This is a genomic window from Frondihabitans sp. PhB188 (genome assembly GCF_003752365.1).
Classification (GTDB): domain Bacteria; phylum Actinomycetota; class Actinomycetes; order Actinomycetales; family Microbacteriaceae; genus Frondihabitans.
Genome location: NZ_RJUO01000001.1, coordinates 1 through 17,075, shown reverse-complemented (window position 1 = coordinate 17,075; position 17,075 = coordinate 1). Strand labels below are relative to the sequence as shown.

The window sequence follows — 17,075 nt, the reverse complement described above, 5'->3', positions numbered from 1 at the left end:
GCACCCGCGCCTCGCCTGCACAGACAGAATCGGCCTCGACGCCAGTCCGCGGACTGCCGTCGAGGCCGATTCGATGGGTTCAGGCCTACGCGCGCTTGCGCTTCTCGCGCACGCGCATGTTCACGGTGATCGGCGTGCCTTCGAAGCCGAAGATCTCGCGCAGGCGCCGGGTGATGAAGCGGCGGTACTGCGGGTCGAGGAACCCGGTCGTGAAGAGCACGAACGTCGGCGGACGGTTGGCCGCCTGCGTGCCGAACAGGATGCGCGGCTGCTTGCCGCCGCGCACGGGGTGCGGGTGCTCCTGGGTGAGCTCGGCGAGCAGGGCGTTGAACTTTCCGGTGGGCACGCGGGTGTCCCACGACTCGAGGGCGAGCTCGAGCGCGGGCACGAGCTTCTCGAGGTGGCGGCCGGTCTTGGCCGAGATGTTGACGCGCGGCGCCCAGGAGACGTGATCGAGGTCCTGCTCGATCTCGCGCTCGAGGTAGCGGCGGCGATCTTCGTCGAGGAGGTCCCACTTGTTGAACGCCAGGACCAGAGCGCGCCCGGACTCGAGGACGAGATCGATGATGCGGAGATCCTGCGTCGAGATCGTCTCTGTCACGTCGAGGACCACGACAGCGACCTCGGCCTTCTCGAGAGCGGCAGACGTGCGCAGCGATGCGTAGAAGTCGGCGCCCTGCTGGAGGTGGACGCGCTTGCGGATGCCGGCGGTGTCGACGAAGGTCCAGATGCGGCCGCCGAGCTCGACCTGCTCGTCGACGGGGTCGCGGGTGGTGCCGGCCATCTCGTTGACGACGACGCGCTCCTCGCCGGCCGACTTGTTGAGCAGCGACGACTTGCCGACGTTCGGGCGACCGAGGATCGCGACGCGGCGGGGGCCGCCGATCTCTTCTTTGGCGACCTTCGAGACGGCCGGGAGCATCGTCATGGCCTTGTCGAGCAGGTCGGCGACGCCACGGCCGTGGAGGGCAGAGACCGGGAACGGCTCGCCGAGGCCGAGGCTCCAGAGCTCGGCCGCCTCGATGGCCTTGCGGTCGTCGTCGGTCTTGTTGGCCACGAGCAGCACGGGCTTGTGGGTGGCGCGGAGCATCCGCACGACGTGCTCGTCGGTCGCGGTGGCCCCGACGTTGACGTCGACGACGAACAGCACGGCGTCGGCGAGGTCGACCGCGATCTCGGCCTGCATCGCGACGGAGGCGTCGATGCCGAGCGCGTCGGGCTCCCACCCGCCGGTGTCGACGATGGTGAAGCGGCGTCCGCCCCACTCGGCCTTGTACGAGACGCGGTCGCGGGTGACGCCGGGCTTGTCTTCGACGACGGCCTCACGGCGGCCGATGATGCGGTTGACGAGCTGCGACTTGCCGACGTTCGGGCGGCCGACGATGGCGAGCACCGGGAGTGCGGGCGCGTAGGTGATCGCGTTCGGGTCCCACTCCGACGCGTCGAGCACGTCGAGGTCTTCGTCCTCGAGCTCGTACGCCTCGAGGCCCTGGCGGAGCGACGCCGCGCGCTGGTCGGCGTCGACGTCGTCGAGGGTCGCCAGGCGGTCGGCCATGGAGTCGTCGAACTCCGGGAAGTCTTCTTTGTCGTTCGCCATGCTGGCTCCTTGCGGTTTGGTGCCCGCGCGCTCAGCCTTCGGCGGCGGGCGCCGTGGCAGTGGAACGCACGAGCTCGACCACGGCCGAGACGGTCTGATCGAAGTCGAGATGAGTGGAGTCGAGGGTGGTGACGCCGGGAGCGGCTGTCATGAAATCGACCACCTTGCTGTCCTGCTGGTCTCTCCTGGTCAGCTGCCGGGCTGTTTCTTCGGCACTCTGCCCCGTGATCTCCGCGGAACGCCTCGCCATTCTAGCCTCTTCGGACGCCGTGAGCAGGATTCGCACCTGAGCGTCCGGTGCGACCACCGTGGTGATGTCGCGCCCCTCGGTGACGACGCCGGGTTTCGACGTCGACGAGATCACGCCGCGAAAGAGGGAGACCAGGAACTCGCGCACCTCGGGAATCTTCGACACGTGCGCGACCGACTGTGTCACGCGCGGCGTCCTGATCTCGTCGGTGACGTCGACGCCTGCGACCTTCACGAAGTACTCGTCGGGGTCGATGCCGATCTCGTAGTCGAAGCTCGGGATGGCAGCCACCACCGCGGCGGGGTCGGTCAGATCGACGTCGGAGTTCGCGACGTGCAGCGCGAAGGCCCGGTAGGCGGCACCGGTGTCCTGGTAGTCGAAGCCGAGCGCCCGAGCGGCCGCCTTGCTGACACTGGACTTGCCGCTGCCGGCGGGGCCGTCGACGGCCACGACGACCGGGCGGTAGAGGTCGCTGGCGCGGTACCGCGCGAGGAGGTCGCTCTTGAAGGCGGCGAGCTCGGCGGACGTCTGCGGGTTCGAGTTCTGGGGGTTGGAGTTCTGGGGGTTCGATTTCTGGGGAAGGTCTGCGTTGCTCACTGTGCTCCTGCGATGGTCCACCCGCGGCGGACCAGGTCGTCGATCAGTCGTTCTTCGTGCTCGGGCACGACGCTCACCTCGGCGAGGCCGAACTGGGCGCCGGGCGAGTGCTCCAGGCGGAGGTCCTCGAGGTTGACCCCGATCTCGCCGATCTCGGTCAGCAGGCGTCCGAGCTGGCCGGGGGTGTCGTCGACGAGCACCACCACCTGCGTGAACACCTTCTTCTGGCCGTGCTTGCCGGGCAGGCGGGCCACACCCGCGTTGCCCGAGCCGATCGCCTCGGCGACGACGCGGAGCGAGCCCGGGTCGGCAGGCGCGTCGAGTGCGGCGATGACGCCGTCGAGGTCGTCGCGGTAAGCGCGCAGCACCGTGGCGACCCCGGCCGCGTTGGCGCCGAGGATCTGCACCCACAGCGCGGGATCGCTGGCAGCGATCCGCGTCACGTCGCGGACGCCCTGGCCGGCGAGGCCGAGCGAGGCGTCCGGAGCATCGCGAAGGCGCGCCGCCATGAGCGACGCCACGACCTGCGGGGCATGCGACACGACGGCGACTCCGGCGTCGTGGTCTTCGGGAGTCATCTCGATCGGGGTCGCGCCGAGGTCGAGGACGAGGTCTTCGAGGGCCGCCGCAGCGCGGTAGCTGATGCCGTCGTGCCCTGCGATCACCCAGGGGCGCCCGACGAACAGGTCGGCGCGCGCCGAGACGGGGCCGCCGCGCTCACGCCCGGCCATGGGGTGCGAGCCGATGTAGCGCGAGACGTCGGCGCCGCGGCGCTCGAGCTCGCGCAGGGGCTCCACCTTCACGCTGGCGACGTCGGTCACCAGGGCTGCGGGGTAGGACTCCAGCTCGCGCTCGACGATGTCGGCTGTCACGTCGGGCGGCACGCACACGACGATCAGCGTGGGCTCGTCGCCCTCGGCGGGAGCGCGGCCGGCGCCGTAGTCGATCGCGAGGCGTCGGGCCGACGGCGAGGCGTCGTCGAGGATGACCTCGACGCCCTGCTGCCGGAGCGCGAGGCCGATGCTGGCGCCGAGGAGGCCCGATCCGACGATTCGGACGACTCCGGCCAGGCGCTTGGAGTCGTCGCTCACCGGTCGCCTCCGGGTCGCTGCCCGCCCGGGCGCTGGCCTTTGCGGCGCTGCTCCTGCTGGCGGCGCACCTCCGAGCGGCGGCTGGGCGCCGGGGCGCGGCCGCCGGTCACGTCGCCGTTGACGGCCACGCGGCGGTTTCCGTCGCTGTCGTACTGCTTCTTCGGCACGCGGCGAGCGCCGGCATCGGACGCCTCGGCGGCACCACGACGGCTCTCCTCGCGGGCGTCGAGCTCGGGCTCGTACTCCTCGTCGTCTTCGTCGTAGTACTCCTTGTCGCTCTCGGCGACGTCGTCCTCGACGTCGGCGACGAGCTCGACCCCCGTCGAATCCATGGCGTCCTGCACCGCGGCCGCCACGACAGCCGACGGCTCGGCGGGAGCGATTCCGGCGTCGCGCGCGATCGTCAGGATGTCGCCCAGCTCGTCGCGGGTCAGGTCGCGGACCTCGCCGATGCGCAGCGACCCGAGGTGCAGCGGGCCGAACGAGCGGCGCACGAGGTCGACGACGGGGTGGCCCACAGCGTCGAGCATGCGCCGCACGATGCGGTTGCGGCCGGAGTGCAGGGTGATCTCGATGATGCTGGTGCCGCCCGCACGACCCGTGCCGCGGTCGACGATGCGCGCGGAGTCGGCGTGGATCGGCCCGTCGTCGAGCTCGATGCCCGCCATGAGCCTCTTGGCCGTGGCCGGAGTGATCGAGCCCTCGACCTTGGCGATGTACGTCTTCGTCACGCCGAACGACGGGTGCGCCAGCACATGGGCGAGCTCGCCGTCGTTGGTGAGGATGAGGAGCCCGCTGGTCTCGGCGTCGAGGCGGCCGACGTTGAAGAGGCGCTCCGGGTAGTGACGCGTGAACTCCGTGAGGTCGGGGCGGCCCCGCTCGTCTTTCAGCGACGAGACGACGCCGACCGGCTTGTTGAGCATGAGGTAGCGGCGCGACGTGTCGAGCTGCGCGGCCTGGCCGTCGACGACGACCTTGTCGACCGCGGGGTCGACCCGGCGGCCCGGCTCGGTCACGACGACGCCATTGACCGTGACGCGCCCGGCGGCGATCAGGTCTTCGCTGACGCGGCGGCTGGCGATGCCGGCGGCGGCCATGACCTTCTGCAGGCGCTCGCCCTGTTGCTCGTTCTTATCGGACATCCTCGAACCCTCCGGCTCCATCGGGAAGCAGCGGCGAGATCAGCGGCAGGTCGTCGAGCGAGTTGATGCCGAGATGCGTCAGAAGCAGCTCCGTGGTCTCGTAGTTGATCGCCCCGGTCTCGGCGTCGGTGAACGACTCCGTGATGAGACCCCGCCCGAGCAGCGTGCGCACGACGCTGTCGACGTTGACCGCGCGGATCTGCGCGATGGCCCCGCGGGTGATCGGCTGCTTGTACGCGATCACGGCGAGCGTCTCGAGCGCAGCCTGCGACAGCTTCGTCGGGTTCTGCGTCAGCACGAAGTCGCGCACGATGGGGTCGAACTCCTCGCGCACGTAGAAGCGCCAGCCGCCGCCGACCTCGCGCAGCTCGAACCCGCGCCGCACTCCCCCGGCGCCGCCGTCGAAGTCGGCCACGAGGTCGTCGACGGCCTGTCTGACCGCAGGAACGGGCGCACCCACCGCCGTGGCCAGCGCCACGAGGCTCTGCGGCTCGTCGGCCACCATCAGGATGGCCTCCAGCGTGCGGGCGATGGGCACGCCGGGGGCGGGCTGATCCTGCGCCGCGTGCTTCTGCCCGGGCTCGTGCAAGCGCTCTGCGGCTTGGCTGTCAGCCGTCATAGTCGGCCCCCAGGTTGGCGAGGTTCTCTTCGGTCCAGTGCTCCGCCGTCCAGCGGATGGTGAGGTCACCCAGCGGCTCGAGCTGCTCGAAGCTCAGCGACGCGTGGCGGTACAGCTCGAGGATCGCGAGGAAGCGGGCGACCACGACGCCCTTGACGTCGACCCCGTCGATCAGCTCGCGGAAGCTCATCACGGCGCCGCGGCGGAGCATCGACACGACGATCGCGGCCTGCTCGCGGATGCTCACGAGCGGGGCGTGCAGGTGGTCGAGCCCGACGGTGGGCTCGTCGCGCGGCGTCATCGCCAGAGCCGCGATCGCCGCGAAGTCGTCGACCGAGAGGGTCCAGACGAGCTCGGGAGTCGAGACGCGGAACTTCTGCTCGAGGCGGACGCTGCGCGCGTGGCGGTCGCCCTCGGCCTCGCCCCGCGAGGCGAACCACTCGGCGGCCTGCTTGAACGCGCGGTACTGCAGCAGGCGCGCGAACAGGAGGTCGCGGGCCTCGAGGAGCGCGACGTCTTCGGCGTCGACGAGCTCGCCCTGGGGCAGCAGGCCCGCGACCTTGAGGTCGAGCAGGGTGGCCGCGACGACGAGGAACTCGCTGGCGCGATCGAGCTCCTCATCGGAGTCGAGGCCTCGCAGGTACGAGAGGAACTCGTCGGTCACGGCGCTGAGGGCGATCTCGGTGATGTCCATCTCGCGCTTCGTGATGAGCGAGAGCAGGAGGTCGAAGGGCCCCGAAAAGTTCGTCAGGCTGACACGGAAGGCGGAGTCGGTCGACGATTCGACGTCGGCGGCGACATCGGTCGGGTCGGCGGCAGCCGTCTCAGGCTGCGGCGCCACGGGCGATAAGCTCTCTGGCCAGCTGGCGGTAGGCCTCGGCGGCGGGGTGCGACGGAGCGAACTGGTTGATGGGCGCTGCGGCGACCGAGGCGTCGGGGAACTTCACGGTCCGCGTGATGACCGTCTCGAGCACCCGGTCGCCGAATGCGTCGACGACGCGCTCCAGCACCTCGCGGCTGTGGAGAGTGCGCGAGTCGTACATGGTCGGGAGGATGCCGTCGAGCTCGATGTCTTCGTTGAGTCGGTCGCGCACCTTGTCGATCGTCTCGACGAGGAGGGCCACGCCGCGGAGGGCGAAGAACTCGCACTCGAGCGGGATCAGGACGCCGTGAGCCGCGGTCAGCGCGTTGACGGTCAGGATGCCGAGCGACGGCTGGCAGTCGACGAGGATAACGTCGTAGTCGTCGCGGACCTTGCGGAGCACGCGCGCCAGGATCTGCTCGCGGGCCACCTCGTTGACGAGATGCACCTCGGCGGCGGAGAGGTCGATGTTGGCCGGGATCACGTCGAGACCCTCGACGCCGGTCGACTGGATGACCTCGTAAGGGTCCTTGACGGTGCCGATGAGCAGGTCGTAGATGGTGGGGACGTCGTGCGTCTGCACTCCGAGGCCGGCGCTGAGCGCACCCTGCGGGTCGAAGTCGACGGCGAGCACGCGTCGGCCGTACTCGGCGAGCGAGGCGCCGAGGTTGATCGTCGTCGTGGTCTTGCCCACGCCGCCCTTCTGGTTGCAGAGCGAGATGATGCGCGCCGGGCCGTGGCTGAGCAGCACGGGCGGCACGGCGAACGTCGACAGGGGTCGGCCGGTCGGGCCCGTCTTCGGGGCCGACTCGGTGCTGGTGTTCGGCGTCGTGCTCACCCGGCAATCCTACCGGCGGGGCGGCTCTCCGCCGGTGTGGCGCGGCGGGCACGCACGTCCTTTCGCGAGGACGCGCTGAGCGTTCGCAAGGATCTTCGCCGCCGATCGCGCGCGCCACAAGGAAGCATCGCCTGAAACCGTCCCCTCACAAGGACGCCCACCCCGCGAATCCTTCCGAACTACAGCCGCGCAGCCGCCGACCGCGCAGCCGCCGACCGCGCAGCCGCCGACCGCTCGGCCCGAGCCCGCCGCGCCGCCGTCTCCCCCGGCGCCCATCGCGCGCGCGGGTGCGCCGCCCCGTACGCGTCGCGGAGCGCGTCGGCCGTCACCAGCGTGTAGATCTGCGTCGTGGCGACCGAGGCGTGTCCGAGCAGCTCCTGGACGACGCGCACGTCGGCACCGCCTTCCAGCAGGTGCGTCGCGAACGAGTGGCGCAGCGTGTGCGGCGATACCTCGAACCCGAGCTCGGCGCGTTCGCCCGCCGCCTGGATGATCAACCACGCGTTCTGCCGCGACACCCGCGCCCCGCGCACGCCGAGAAAGAGGGCCGGCGTCGCCGATCCCCGCGCCGAGAAGAGCGGCCGCGCCCGCACGAGGTACGCGTCGAGGGCCCGGCGGGCGTAGCTGCCGAGCGGCACGATCCTCTGCTTGCCGCCCTTGCCGAACAGTCGCACCACGTCGCCCTCGATGACGTCGTCGACGTTGAGCGAGACGGCCTCCGATACCCGGGCGCCCGTCGCGTACAGCAGCTCGAGCAGCGCCTTGTCGCGCAGCCGTGTGGGCTCGTCGCCGTCGGTCGCGGCCAGGAGCGCCTCGACCTGCGCGATGCTGATCGCCTTGGGCAGCCGTGACGGCAGCTTCGGCGGGCGCGTCGTCGTTGTGGCATCGTCGGCGACGAGCCCCTCCTCCGCGGCGAACCGGTGGAAGCCCTTCACGCTCGACACGATCCGCGCGATCGACGACGCGGCCAGCGGCGGCTCGCGGGTCGCGAGGTGCGCCGGGAAGTCGCCGACGGTCGTGGGCTCGACGAACGCGGGGTCGACCACCCCTCTCTCGCGCAGGAACTCGGAGTACAGCCCGAGATCCCGCGTGTAGGCCGACACCGTGTGCGGCGACAGCCCCCGCTCGATCGCGATGTGCCGCAGGTAGCGGCTCACGGCGTCGGCGAGGGAGGTCATGCCCCCACGCTAGGCCAGGTGGGCGCCGACCCGGCTAGCGCCCCAGCTTCGCGTGCAGCGCCAGCGCCGCGATCGCGAGGATCGAGTTGTGCAGCCCGCCGTCGAGCACGCCGGCCACGATGTTGTCGAGGGCGACCCAGCGCACCTCGATGTCGGCCTCCTCCGCCTCGCGGTCGAACGCCTGCTCGGTGGCGCTCACGCCGGTGGCGTGGAACACCACGAGCTTCTCGTTGCTGCCGCCGGGCGACGTGTTGAACGTGACGAGGTGCTCCCACGTGTCGGCGTGCAGGTCGGCCTCCTCGGCCAGCTCGCGCTGCGCGGCGACGAGGGTGTCTTCGCCCGGGATGTCGAGCAGCCCGGCCGGGAGCTCCCAGTCACGGCTGCGGACGGGGTGACGGTACTGCTTGATGAGCAGGATCCGCCCCGCGTCGTCCTGCGCGACGACGGCGACGGCGCCCGTGTGGTCGATGTACTCGCGGCGGATCGACTCGCCGTTGTACGTGAAGGCGTCGCGCCGCACGTTCCAGACGGCGCCGGTGAAGACGACGTCGGTCGCAGTGACGTCGACCTCGAACGCGTCGTCCGAGAGCGGGATCGACTCAGGCACCTTCGGCGACCTCGAACAGGCGGGTCGCATTCTGGCGGTCGAGCGACGCCGAGACGAGGCCCTCGAACAGCGGGTGAGCGTGGTTCGGACGCGACCGGAGCTCGGGGTGCGCCTGCGTGCCGATGTAGTACGGGTGCTCGGCGCGGTCGAGCTCGACGTACTCGACGAGGTGGCCGTCGGGCGATGTGCCCGAGAACACCAGGCCGGCGTCGGCGATCTGCTCCCGGTAGTGGTTGTTGACCTCGTAGCGGTGGCGGTGGCGCTCCTCGACGAGCTCCGAGCCGTAGAGGTCGGCGGCGAGCGAGCCGGGCAGCAGAGCCGCCGGGTAGAGGCCGAGGCGCATGGTGCCGCCGAGGTCGCCGTCGGCGATGATGTCGACCTGCTCCGCCATCGTCGCGATGACGGGGTGCTCGGTGTCGGGGTCGAACTCCGACGACGAGGCGTGCTCGAGCCCGGCCTTGCTGCGGGCGTACTCGATCACCATGCACTGCAGACCCAGGCACAGGCCGAGCGCGGGGACGCCGTTCTCGCGGGCGAATCGCAGCGCGCCGAGCTTGCCCTCGATGCCGCGGATGCCGAAGCCGCCGGGGACGCAGATGCCGTCGACCTCGCCGAGCGCTTTGGCAGCGCCTTCCGCAGTCTCGCAGTCGTCAGACGGGATCCACCGCAGCGAGACCTTCGTCTGCTGCGCGAAGCCGCCGGCCTTGAGGGCCTCGGTGACGCTGAGGTAGGCGTCGGGGAGGTCGATGTACTTGCCGACCAGGCCGATCGTGACCTCGTGCTTGGGCTCGTGCACAGCCGAGAGGATCGGGTTCCAGCCCGTCCAGTCGACGGCGCCGGCCTTCTCGTCGAGACCGAGGTGCTCGATGATGTACGCGTCGAGGCCCTGCTCGTTGAGCATCGCCGGGATCTCGTAGATGCTCGGCACGTCGCGCGCGTTGACCACGGCGTCCTCGTCGACGTCGCACATGAGGGCGATCTTGCGGCGGTTGGACTCGGTGACCGGACGGTCGCTGCGGAGCACCAGCGCGTCGGGCTGGATGCCGATGGCGCGGAGCGCCGCGACGGAGTGCTGCGTCGGCTTCGTCTTCTGCTCGCCGGAGGCGCCCATGAACGGCACCAGCGACACGTGCACGAAGAAGACGTTCGAGCGGCCGAGCTCGTGGCGCACCTGGCGGGCCGACTCGAGGAACGGCTGGCTCTCGATGTCGCCGACCGTGCCGCCGACCTCGGTGATGATGACGTCGGGCTGCGGCTCGTCGGAGGCCTGCAGGCGCATGCGGCGCTTGATCTCGTCGGTGATGTGCGGGATCACCTGGACCGTGTCGCCCAGGTACTCGCCGCGGCGCTCCTTCGCGATGACCGTCGAGTAGATCTGACCGGTCGTGACGTTCGCGCCCTGGTTGAGGTTGATGTCGAGGAAGCGCTCGTAGTGCCCGATGTCGAGGTCGGTCTCGGCGCCGTCGTCGGTGACGAACACCTCGCCGTGCTGGAACGGGTTCATCGTCCCGGGATCGACGTTGAGATACGGATCGAGCTTCTGCATGACGACGCGCAGACCGCGCGAGGTGAGAAGGTTGCCGAGGCTGGCTGCCGTGAGGCCCTTGCCGAGAGAGGAGACGACGCCCCCTGTAACGAATATGTGCTTCGTTACTTTGGAGGAGCTAGGACCCGAGTTCTGATTAACCACCACGGGCTTCCATCCTACGTCACTCACGGTTCCTCTCCCAGCCCCTCGCGTTACGACCGTGAGTCGACGGGCCGGCCCGCGCGTGTCGAGCCGTCTGAGGCGGCCAGGTCGAGCAGCTCGCGCGCGTGCTCGAGGCCGCTCTCGCTGTCCGGCAGGCCCGAGAGCAGCCGGGCCATCTCGGCGACGCGCTCGTCGCCGGTCAGCTGCTGCACGCTCGATGCGGTGACCGATCCCGTGGCATCCTTCACGACGCGGAGGTGGTTCGTGGCGAACGCGGCGACCTGGGCCAGGTGCGTGACCACGATCACCTGCGACCGCTCGGCGAGCATCGCCAGGCGCCGCCCGATCTCGATCGCGGACGACCCGCCGACGCCGGAGTCGACCTCGTCGAACACGAACGTCGGCACGTCGCTCGACGCGGCCATGACGACCTCGATCGCCAGCATGATGCGCGAGAGCTCGCCGCCCGAGGCGCCCTTGCCCAGCGGCCGGGCCTCGCTGCCCGAATGCGGCTTGAGCAGGAACTCGAGATGGTCGGCTCCCGACCCGCCCAGCTCGTCGCGCTCGGTCACGGCGACGACGAGCTCGGCCCCGGTCATCGCCAGTGCCGAGAGCTCGGCCGATACCCGTCGGGCGAGGTCGTCGCCGGACGCCCGGCGCAGCTCGGTCAGCTTCGCGGCGAGGCGGCGGGCCTCGGCGTGGGACGCCTCGACGTCGTCGGCCAGCTGCGCGACGCGGTCGTCGTCCCCGTCGAGCTCGACCAGCCGCGCCGACCCCGTCGACACCAGGTCGATGACCTCGGCGAGCGAGGGACCGTGCTTTCGTACGAGCTGGGCGAGGAGGGCTCGGCGTTCCTGCACCGATTCGAGCTCGCGGCTGACATCGGCGTCGAGGGAGCCCAGGTAGCTGGAGAGCCGCGAGCTCGTCTCCGAGACCTGGACGCTCACCTCGGTGAGGAGGTCGGCGATCGACGCCAGCTCGGGATCGTGGCGCGAGACCCGCTCGATCTGGCGGCGTGCCTCGTCGACGAGGGTGACGACGTCGCGGGTCCCGTCGACGGAGTCGGTCGAGAGCACCTCGTGGGCCAGGCCGGCGGCGAGGCGGAGGTCTTCGGCGTTGCTCAGGCGCTCGGCCGTGGCCTCGAGCTCGTCGTCTTCGCCGGGCTGCGGATCGACGGCCACGATCTCGTCGATCGCGGCGCGCAGGGCCTCGGCCTCGGCGAGGCGGGCGTCGCGGTCGCCGGTGATCTCGGCCAGCTCGCGGGCAGCCAGCTGCCAGTCGTCGTAGGCGCGGCGGTACTCGGCGCTCGTCGCGGCCAGCTCGGCGCCGCCGTGGGCGTCGACCGCGTGCCGCTGGGCGGACGACGACTTGAGGCGGATCTGCTCGGACTGCCCGTGCACGGCGACGAGGTGCTCGGCGAGGTCGCCCAGGACGCCGACCGGCGCGCTGCGGCCGCCGACGACAGCGCGGCTGCGGCCCTCGCTCGACACGATGCGGCTCACGAACAGCTCGCCGTCGTCGATGTCGCCGCCGGCGTCGCGGACGCGCTCCGCGACGGCGCCGTCGTCGGGCACCGACCAGCGGCCGTCGACGACGGCCTGCGGCGAGCCCTGGCGCACGGCTCCGCCGTCGGCGCGCTGCCCGAGCAGGAGGCCGAGCGCCGAGACGACCATGGTCTTGCCGGCGCCTGTCTCGCCGGTCACCGCGGTGAACCCCGGGCCGAGCGGCAGTGTCGCGCGCCCGATCACACCGAGGTCTCTGATGCTGATCTCCTCAATCACGAAGGGCCTCGATCACGGAGTCTCCTGCGGGCCTCGCCAGCCGGTGACGGGCAGGTGGAACTTCGCCACGAGGCGATCCGCGAACGGCGCGCGTCGGAGGCGGGCCAGCCGCACGGGCTTGTCGGACCGCTTCGCGACGACGCGAGCGCCGGGCTCGAGCGTGTGAGCGCGGCGGCCGTCGCTCCAGAGGACTCCCGAGCCGTCGGTCCGGCTGAGCACCTCGACGGCGAGCGTCGAGTCGGGCCCGACGACCAGCGGGCGAGCGAACAGGGCGTGGGCGCTGAGCGGCACGAGGATCATCGCCTCGACCTGGGGCCAGACGACAGGGCCGCCGGCGCTGAAGTTGTAGGCGGTCGAGCCGGTCGGGGTCGACATGACGACCCCGTCGCAGCCGAACGACGACAGCGGGCGGCCGTCGACCTCGATGACGACCTCGAGCATCCGCTCGCGCGCGGCCTTCTCGACCGTTGCCTCGTTGAGGGCCCATGACTCGTACACGACCTCGCCGTCGACGAGCACCGCGATGTCGAGGGCGAAGCGCTCCTCGACCTCGTAGTCGAAGGCGAGCACGCGCTGGATCGTGTCCTGCAGGTCGTCGCGCTCGCTCTCGGCCAGGAACCCGACGTGGCCGAGGTTCACGCCGATGATGGGCGCACGAGTGCCCCGCACCAGCTCGGCGGCGCGCAGGATCGTGCCGTCGCCGCCGAGCACGACGACGGACTCGACGTCGTCGACCGACACGTCGGAGCCGAGGATGTCGACGCCGTCGAGCGTGGGCTCGGCGGCGCGGACGTCGTCGTACTCGTCTCGCGGCAGGACCGGGACGAGACCCGCGGCCACCAGCGCTCCGCACACCTCGAGCGCCGCGTCGATCGAGTCGCGCCGGCCCGTGTGGGAGACGATCAGAATGTGACGATCGGGCTGGGCGCTCGCGTCAGGAAGCTCGGCAGTCATGCTCAGCCCTTCGTCATCTCGTCGACCCGCTGGATCCATTCTGTCGGATTCACCCCGGCGGCAGCGCTCAGGTGCACGCAGTACTCGCGATTGCCGTTCGTGCCGACGATCGGCGACGGGATGACACCGGCCGTCCTGAGGCCGAGGTCGTGAGCCGACCAGAGCACCGACTGCACCGCGTCGGAGCGGAGGGCCGCATCATGGACGATGCCCTCGCGGATGCCCTGCCGACCGACTTCGAACTGCGGCTTGACGAGCAGCACGAAGTCGCTCGCGGGTGCGACGGACGACACCAGCGCGGGCAGAACCAGACCCAGCGAGATGAACGAGAGGTCGCCGACGACGAGATCGATCGTCGACGCGTGCGGGCCGGAGGCGACGAGGGCGTCGCGCGTGAGGTAGCGCGCGTTCGATCCCTCCACCACGGCGACCCGGTCGTCGCCGCGGATGCGCGGCACGAGCTGACCGTGGCCGACGTCGAGGGCGACGACGGAGCGGATGCCGCGCTCGAGAAGCACCTGGGTGAAGCCGCCCGTGGACGCCCCGACGTCGAGCGCGTCGCGCCCCGCGGGATCGACGTCGAACGCGTCGAGAGCGCCGATCAGCTTGTGAGCCGCGCGGCTGACGTAGTGGTCGAGGCCCGCCACCTCGATGCGCTGGACCGGCAGGGTCGAGAAGGACGCCTTCAGCACCGGCTTGCCGTCGACCGTCACGAGACCGTCGGCGAGCATCCGGTGGGCATGCGTCCGCGACCGCGCGAGGCCGCGGCTCGTGAGCGCCACGTCGAGTCGCTCGGGCCCCGACAGCGCGGCCTCGGGCTCGGTGGCAGGCGTCATGCCACTCCGGTCGACGCCTGGCGGCCGCCGTCGAGCACGGCTCGCAGCTCGTCGTGAACGTGCGCGAAGGCGACGGCGCGAGTCTCGAGCGGCTGGCCGTCGATGACGGCCAGTCGCGAGATGAGATCGTTCGTTGCTTCGTTCGCGTCGCTCATGGTCGATCCACCCTAACCGCTCCCGCCGACATCGCTCGGCGGCCGTCCACAGGGTCGCGCCGATCCTCCTGGATCAGGCGTGCAGCGCCGGGTCGACGACCATGCCGTAGATCATCAGTCCGCTCGCCCAGACGGCCGCAGCGCCGGCGCGCAGCAGGTCGACCGGGAGATCGCCGCTCTCGAGCACCGTGACGACATTGCCGTGCAGCTGCACGCGCGCGTCGCGCACCGTGAAGACTCGTGCACCGTCACGACTCGTCGTCTCGACGGTCGCCGGGTACTCCTCGTGCAGCTCCCGGAGGTCACCGAGGATGTACTGAGGACGCGAGTCTGCCGCGGCGGCCAGCACCTGCTTGGCCTTGTCGATGCCGGTCAGCACCAGCACCGAGGGGATGCCCGCCTTGTTGGCGCCGATGATGTCGGTGTCGAGGCGATCGCCGATGAACAGCGGCGCCTCGGCGGCGTACCGCTCGAGGGCGGCGTCGAAGATCGCCCTCTCGGGCTTCCCCGCCACCAGCGGCAGCCGGCCGACTGCCGTGTGGACTGCGGAGACGAGCGTGCCATTGCCGGGGGCGATGCCCCGCTCCTGCGGGATCGTCCAGTCCTGGTTCGTGGCGATCCAGGGGATGTCGGCGGCGAGAGCGAAGGACGCCTCGGCGAGGTCCTTCCAGCCGACCTCCGGCGCGAAGCCCTGGATGACGGCAGCCGGGGAGTCGTCCGCCGAGCGAGTCACGGTGAAGCCGGCAGCCTGCACGACGGTGGTGAGACCCTCTCCCCCGACGACCAGGATCGTCGAGCCGGGCTCGACAGCGTCGACCAGGAGTCGGATGGCCGCCTGCGGGCTCGTGACGACGTCGTCGCCCGACACGTCGAGGCCGAAGCCGCTCAGCTGCGCGGCGACCGCGTCGGCCGTGCGAGAGGCGTTGTTGGTGATGTATGCGACGCGAGCGTCGGCAGCGGCCCTGTTCAGACTCTCCACGGCGTGCGGGATCGCGTTACGGCCGGTGTACACGACGCCGTCGAGGTCGGCGAGGACGACGTCCACTCCTGCCAGCGGATATCGCGCCTCAGTCGACGGGGCGCTCGTCGTCGCCGTCGAGCTCGGAGTCGAGGGGGACGTCGTCTCCGTCGAATCCTTCGATTTCTTCTTCCACGATCTCAACGGTCTCTCGGTCCTCTTCGATGTCTGACGTGTTCAGGGCCGCGCGGGCACGACGGGCCAGGGCGTACCAGTCCGCCGCCTCGGCACCGCGGTCGAGCTCCTCGAGCACGGTCGCGTAGGCGTCGAACAGGTCGGGGCTGTAGCTGAACGCGCGGGTGCGGTCGAGCTGAGGGATCTCGAGCTCCCGCAGCGCAGCGTCGGCCTGGCCGAGATCGAGACGAGCGCCCGACAGGGCGATGGCCAGCGAGACCCGCACGGGAACCTCGAGCGAGTCGGCCTCGACCGACTGACCGAGCTCGAGCGCGCGGTCGGGCCGTTCGAGTCCGCGCTCGCTGTCGACCATCATGGGCAGCTGGTCGTTGCGGCCCGAGATGCGACGGTAGGTGCGCAGCTCGCGCAGCGCGAGGGCGTAGTCCTCCAGCGCGTAGGCCGTGATGGCGATCGTCTCGCGGACGACCGCGATGCGGCCGGCGCGACGACCCGCGGCCTGAGCGTGCTGGTGAGCGAGCTGGGGGTCTTCGTCGATGAGCGTCGCCGCCATGATCAAGTGGCGCGCGACGAAGTCGGCGTTCTCCTTGCTCAGAGTCTTCAGCTCGGCGCGGGCGACCTTGTCGAGCTGACGCGGCTCGACCTCGTCGGGCAGATGCGGCTCGAACTGGCGGGGACGGACGGAACGCAGGCCCAGCGGATCGCGGTCCTCCCACTCTCCGCCGTTGTCGCGAGGGTCGCGGCCGGCGCGGCTGCCGCGGTCGGGACCGTTGCGGTCGGGCCCACCGCGGTCGGGCCCACCGCGGTCGGGACGACCGCCCTGCGGAGGCCTGCCACCCTGAGTCGGACGACCGCCCTGCCCGGGACGCCCGCTTCGCTCGGCCGGTCGACCGCCGGTCTGCGGAGGACGACCGCCAGGACGGTAGGAACGCTCAGCACCCGCAGGACCGTCGCCGCGCGGAGGACGTCGGCTGTCAGACCTCTCCCCCGACGGGCGCCCGTTCGCCGGGCGGTCCTGCCACGGACGGCTGCCGCGCTCCGCACCACCCCGCTCCGCACCACCACGGTCGGAACCACCCCGTGGCGGACGCGGACTCCACGTCCGGTCGCGGTTCGCGCCATCACGCGACGGAGCGCCGTCACGACGAGGGGCGCCGCTGTCACGGCTGTAGCCGCCGCCATCGCGACGCGGCGCACCACCATCACGAGCAGGACCACCATCGCGGCGCGGACCACCGCGGTCAGGTCGATCGCCATCGCGACGCGGGCCACCGCGATCAGAGCGGCCACCCTGAGGCCGATCACCGCGGCCTGAACTGCCGCCTCGAGGCCCCGACCCGGTGTTGCGGGAGTCGTCGCGTCGCGGACGCTTGTCGTTGTCGTCGTCGCGATCGCTCACGCTGTTCTCCTGAAGTTCGGGTCTGTGTCGCACGACGTCTGTCGACGTCGGCATCTGTGCCAGTGCACGTCGAGAAGACGAACACGGAACCGAGGAACTCGCCCGGCGCTAACCGGGGTTCACTCGATGGGGCCTGCTGTGGTGTTGTGAACCCAGCCTAACAGCCAGCCTCGGCACTGCCGGCGCTGCAGGGTTAAATGCGAAAAGGCCACCCATTGCTGGGTGGCCTCTTCTAAGTTGAGTCCGGCGGTGTCCTACTCTCCCACAAGGTCCCCCTTGCAGTACCATCGGCGCTGAGAGTCTTAGCTTCCGGGTTCGGAATGTGACCG

The 17,075-nt window shown here is 70.8% G+C and carries 16 protein-coding genes, 1 rRNA gene and 1 pseudogene; all 18 read right to left on the bottom strand.

Annotated features, from left to right (window positions below):
• Positions 1 to 85: 85 nt before the first annotated feature.
• Positions 86 to 1,597, bottom strand: a complete 1,512-nt coding sequence (gene der, locus EDF46_RS00080; RefSeq protein ID WP_123504261.1) for a ribosome biogenesis GTPase Der — start codon at positions 1,595 to 1,597, stop codon at positions 86 to 88.
• Positions 1,598 to 1,628: 31 nt separating this feature from the next.
• On the bottom strand, positions 1,629 to 2,297 hold the full coding sequence (cmk, locus tag EDF46_RS00075; protein WP_123505120.1) for a (d)CMP kinase: 669 nt from the start codon (positions 2,295 to 2,297) through the stop codon (positions 1,629 to 1,631).
• Between the two features lie 143 nt (positions 2,298 to 2,440).
• Positions 2,441 to 3,535: a prephenate dehydrogenase gene (locus EDF46_RS00070; protein ID WP_123504260.1), complete on the bottom strand. Its 1,095-nt coding sequence runs from the start codon at positions 3,533 to 3,535 to the stop codon at positions 2,441 to 2,443.
• Positions 3,536 to 3,906: 371 nt separating this feature from the next.
• Positions 3,907 to 4,677 (bottom strand): annotated as a pseudogene (locus tag EDF46_RS00065) (pseudouridine synthase); the annotation flags it as partial.
• Positions 4,667 to 5,296: an SMC-Scp complex subunit ScpB gene (scpB, locus tag EDF46_RS00060; RefSeq protein ID WP_123504258.1), complete on the bottom strand. Its 630-nt coding sequence runs from the start codon at positions 5,294 to 5,296 to the stop codon at positions 4,667 to 4,669. The pseudogene EDF46_RS00065 and the gene scpB, both read right to left, overlap by 11 nt.
• Positions 5,286 to 6,137, bottom strand: coding sequence for a ScpA family protein (locus EDF46_RS00055; RefSeq protein WP_123504257.1), 852 nt, complete (start codon positions 6,135 to 6,137; stop codon positions 5,286 to 5,288). Before EDF46_RS00055 ends, scpB begins: the two co-directional genes overlap by 11 nt.
• Positions 6,121 to 6,996, bottom strand: a complete 876-nt coding sequence (locus EDF46_RS00050) for a ParA family protein (protein ID WP_123504256.1) — start codon at positions 6,994 to 6,996, stop codon at positions 6,121 to 6,123. Before EDF46_RS00050 ends, EDF46_RS00055 begins: the two co-directional genes overlap by 17 nt.
• 179 nt (positions 6,997 to 7,175) lie before the next feature.
• The gene (xerD, locus tag EDF46_RS00045; protein ID WP_123504255.1) at positions 7,176 to 8,174 is read right to left on the bottom strand and encodes a site-specific tyrosine recombinase XerD; all 999 of its coding nucleotides are present in this window, start codon (positions 8,172 to 8,174) and stop codon (positions 7,176 to 7,178) included.
• A 34-nt stretch (positions 8,175 to 8,208) separates the two neighbouring features.
• A complete protein-coding gene (locus EDF46_RS00040; protein WP_233579717.1) occupies positions 8,209 to 8,781 on the bottom strand; it encodes an NUDIX hydrolase in 573 nt (190 codons plus the stop codon).
• Positions 8,774 to 10,474, bottom strand: coding sequence for a CTP synthase (locus tag EDF46_RS00035; RefSeq protein WP_123504253.1), 1,701 nt, complete (start codon positions 10,472 to 10,474; stop codon positions 8,774 to 8,776). The genes EDF46_RS00040 and EDF46_RS00035 overlap by 8 nt, the downstream gene beginning before the upstream one ends.
• Positions 10,475 to 10,521: 47 nt before the next feature.
• Positions 10,522 to 12,252, bottom strand: coding sequence for a DNA repair protein RecN (gene recN, locus EDF46_RS00030; protein ID WP_123504252.1), 1,731 nt, complete (start codon positions 12,250 to 12,252; stop codon positions 10,522 to 10,524).
• 12 nt (positions 12,253 to 12,264) lie between these two features.
• A complete protein-coding gene (locus EDF46_RS00025; protein WP_123504251.1) occupies positions 12,265 to 13,206 on the bottom strand; it encodes an NAD kinase in 942 nt (313 codons plus the stop codon).
• A 2-nt stretch (positions 13,207 to 13,208) separates the two neighbouring features.
• The gene (locus EDF46_RS00020) at positions 13,209 to 14,042 is read right to left on the bottom strand and encodes a TlyA family RNA methyltransferase (protein WP_123504250.1); all 834 of its coding nucleotides are present in this window, start codon (positions 14,040 to 14,042) and stop codon (positions 13,209 to 13,211) included.
• Complete coding sequence (locus tag EDF46_RS18500) at positions 14,039 to 14,197, bottom strand: hypothetical protein (protein ID WP_199738162.1); 159 nt, start codon at positions 14,195 to 14,197, stop codon at positions 14,039 to 14,041. Before EDF46_RS18500 ends, EDF46_RS00020 begins: the two co-directional genes overlap by 4 nt.
• Positions 14,198 to 14,270: 73 nt before the next feature.
• Positions 14,271 to 15,242 carry an HAD-IIA family hydrolase gene (locus EDF46_RS00015; RefSeq protein ID WP_233579716.1) on the bottom strand — a complete coding sequence of 324 codons (972 nt, stop codon included), beginning with the start codon at positions 15,240 to 15,242 and terminating at the stop codon, positions 14,271 to 14,273.
• A gap of 22 nt (positions 15,243 to 15,264) precedes the next feature.
• On the bottom strand, positions 15,265 to 15,900 hold the full coding sequence (locus tag EDF46_RS00010) for a hypothetical protein (RefSeq protein WP_233579715.1): 636 nt from the start codon (positions 15,898 to 15,900) through the stop codon (positions 15,265 to 15,267).
• Between the two features lie 47 nt (positions 15,901 to 15,947).
• Entirely contained in the window at positions 15,948 to 16,637 is a 690-nt protein-coding gene (locus tag EDF46_RS18495) for a hypothetical protein (RefSeq protein ID WP_199738212.1), read from the bottom strand.
• 350 nt (positions 16,638 to 16,987) lie between these two features.
• Positions 16,988 to 17,075, bottom strand: a 5S ribosomal RNA gene (gene rrf / locus EDF46_RS00005); the annotation flags it as partial.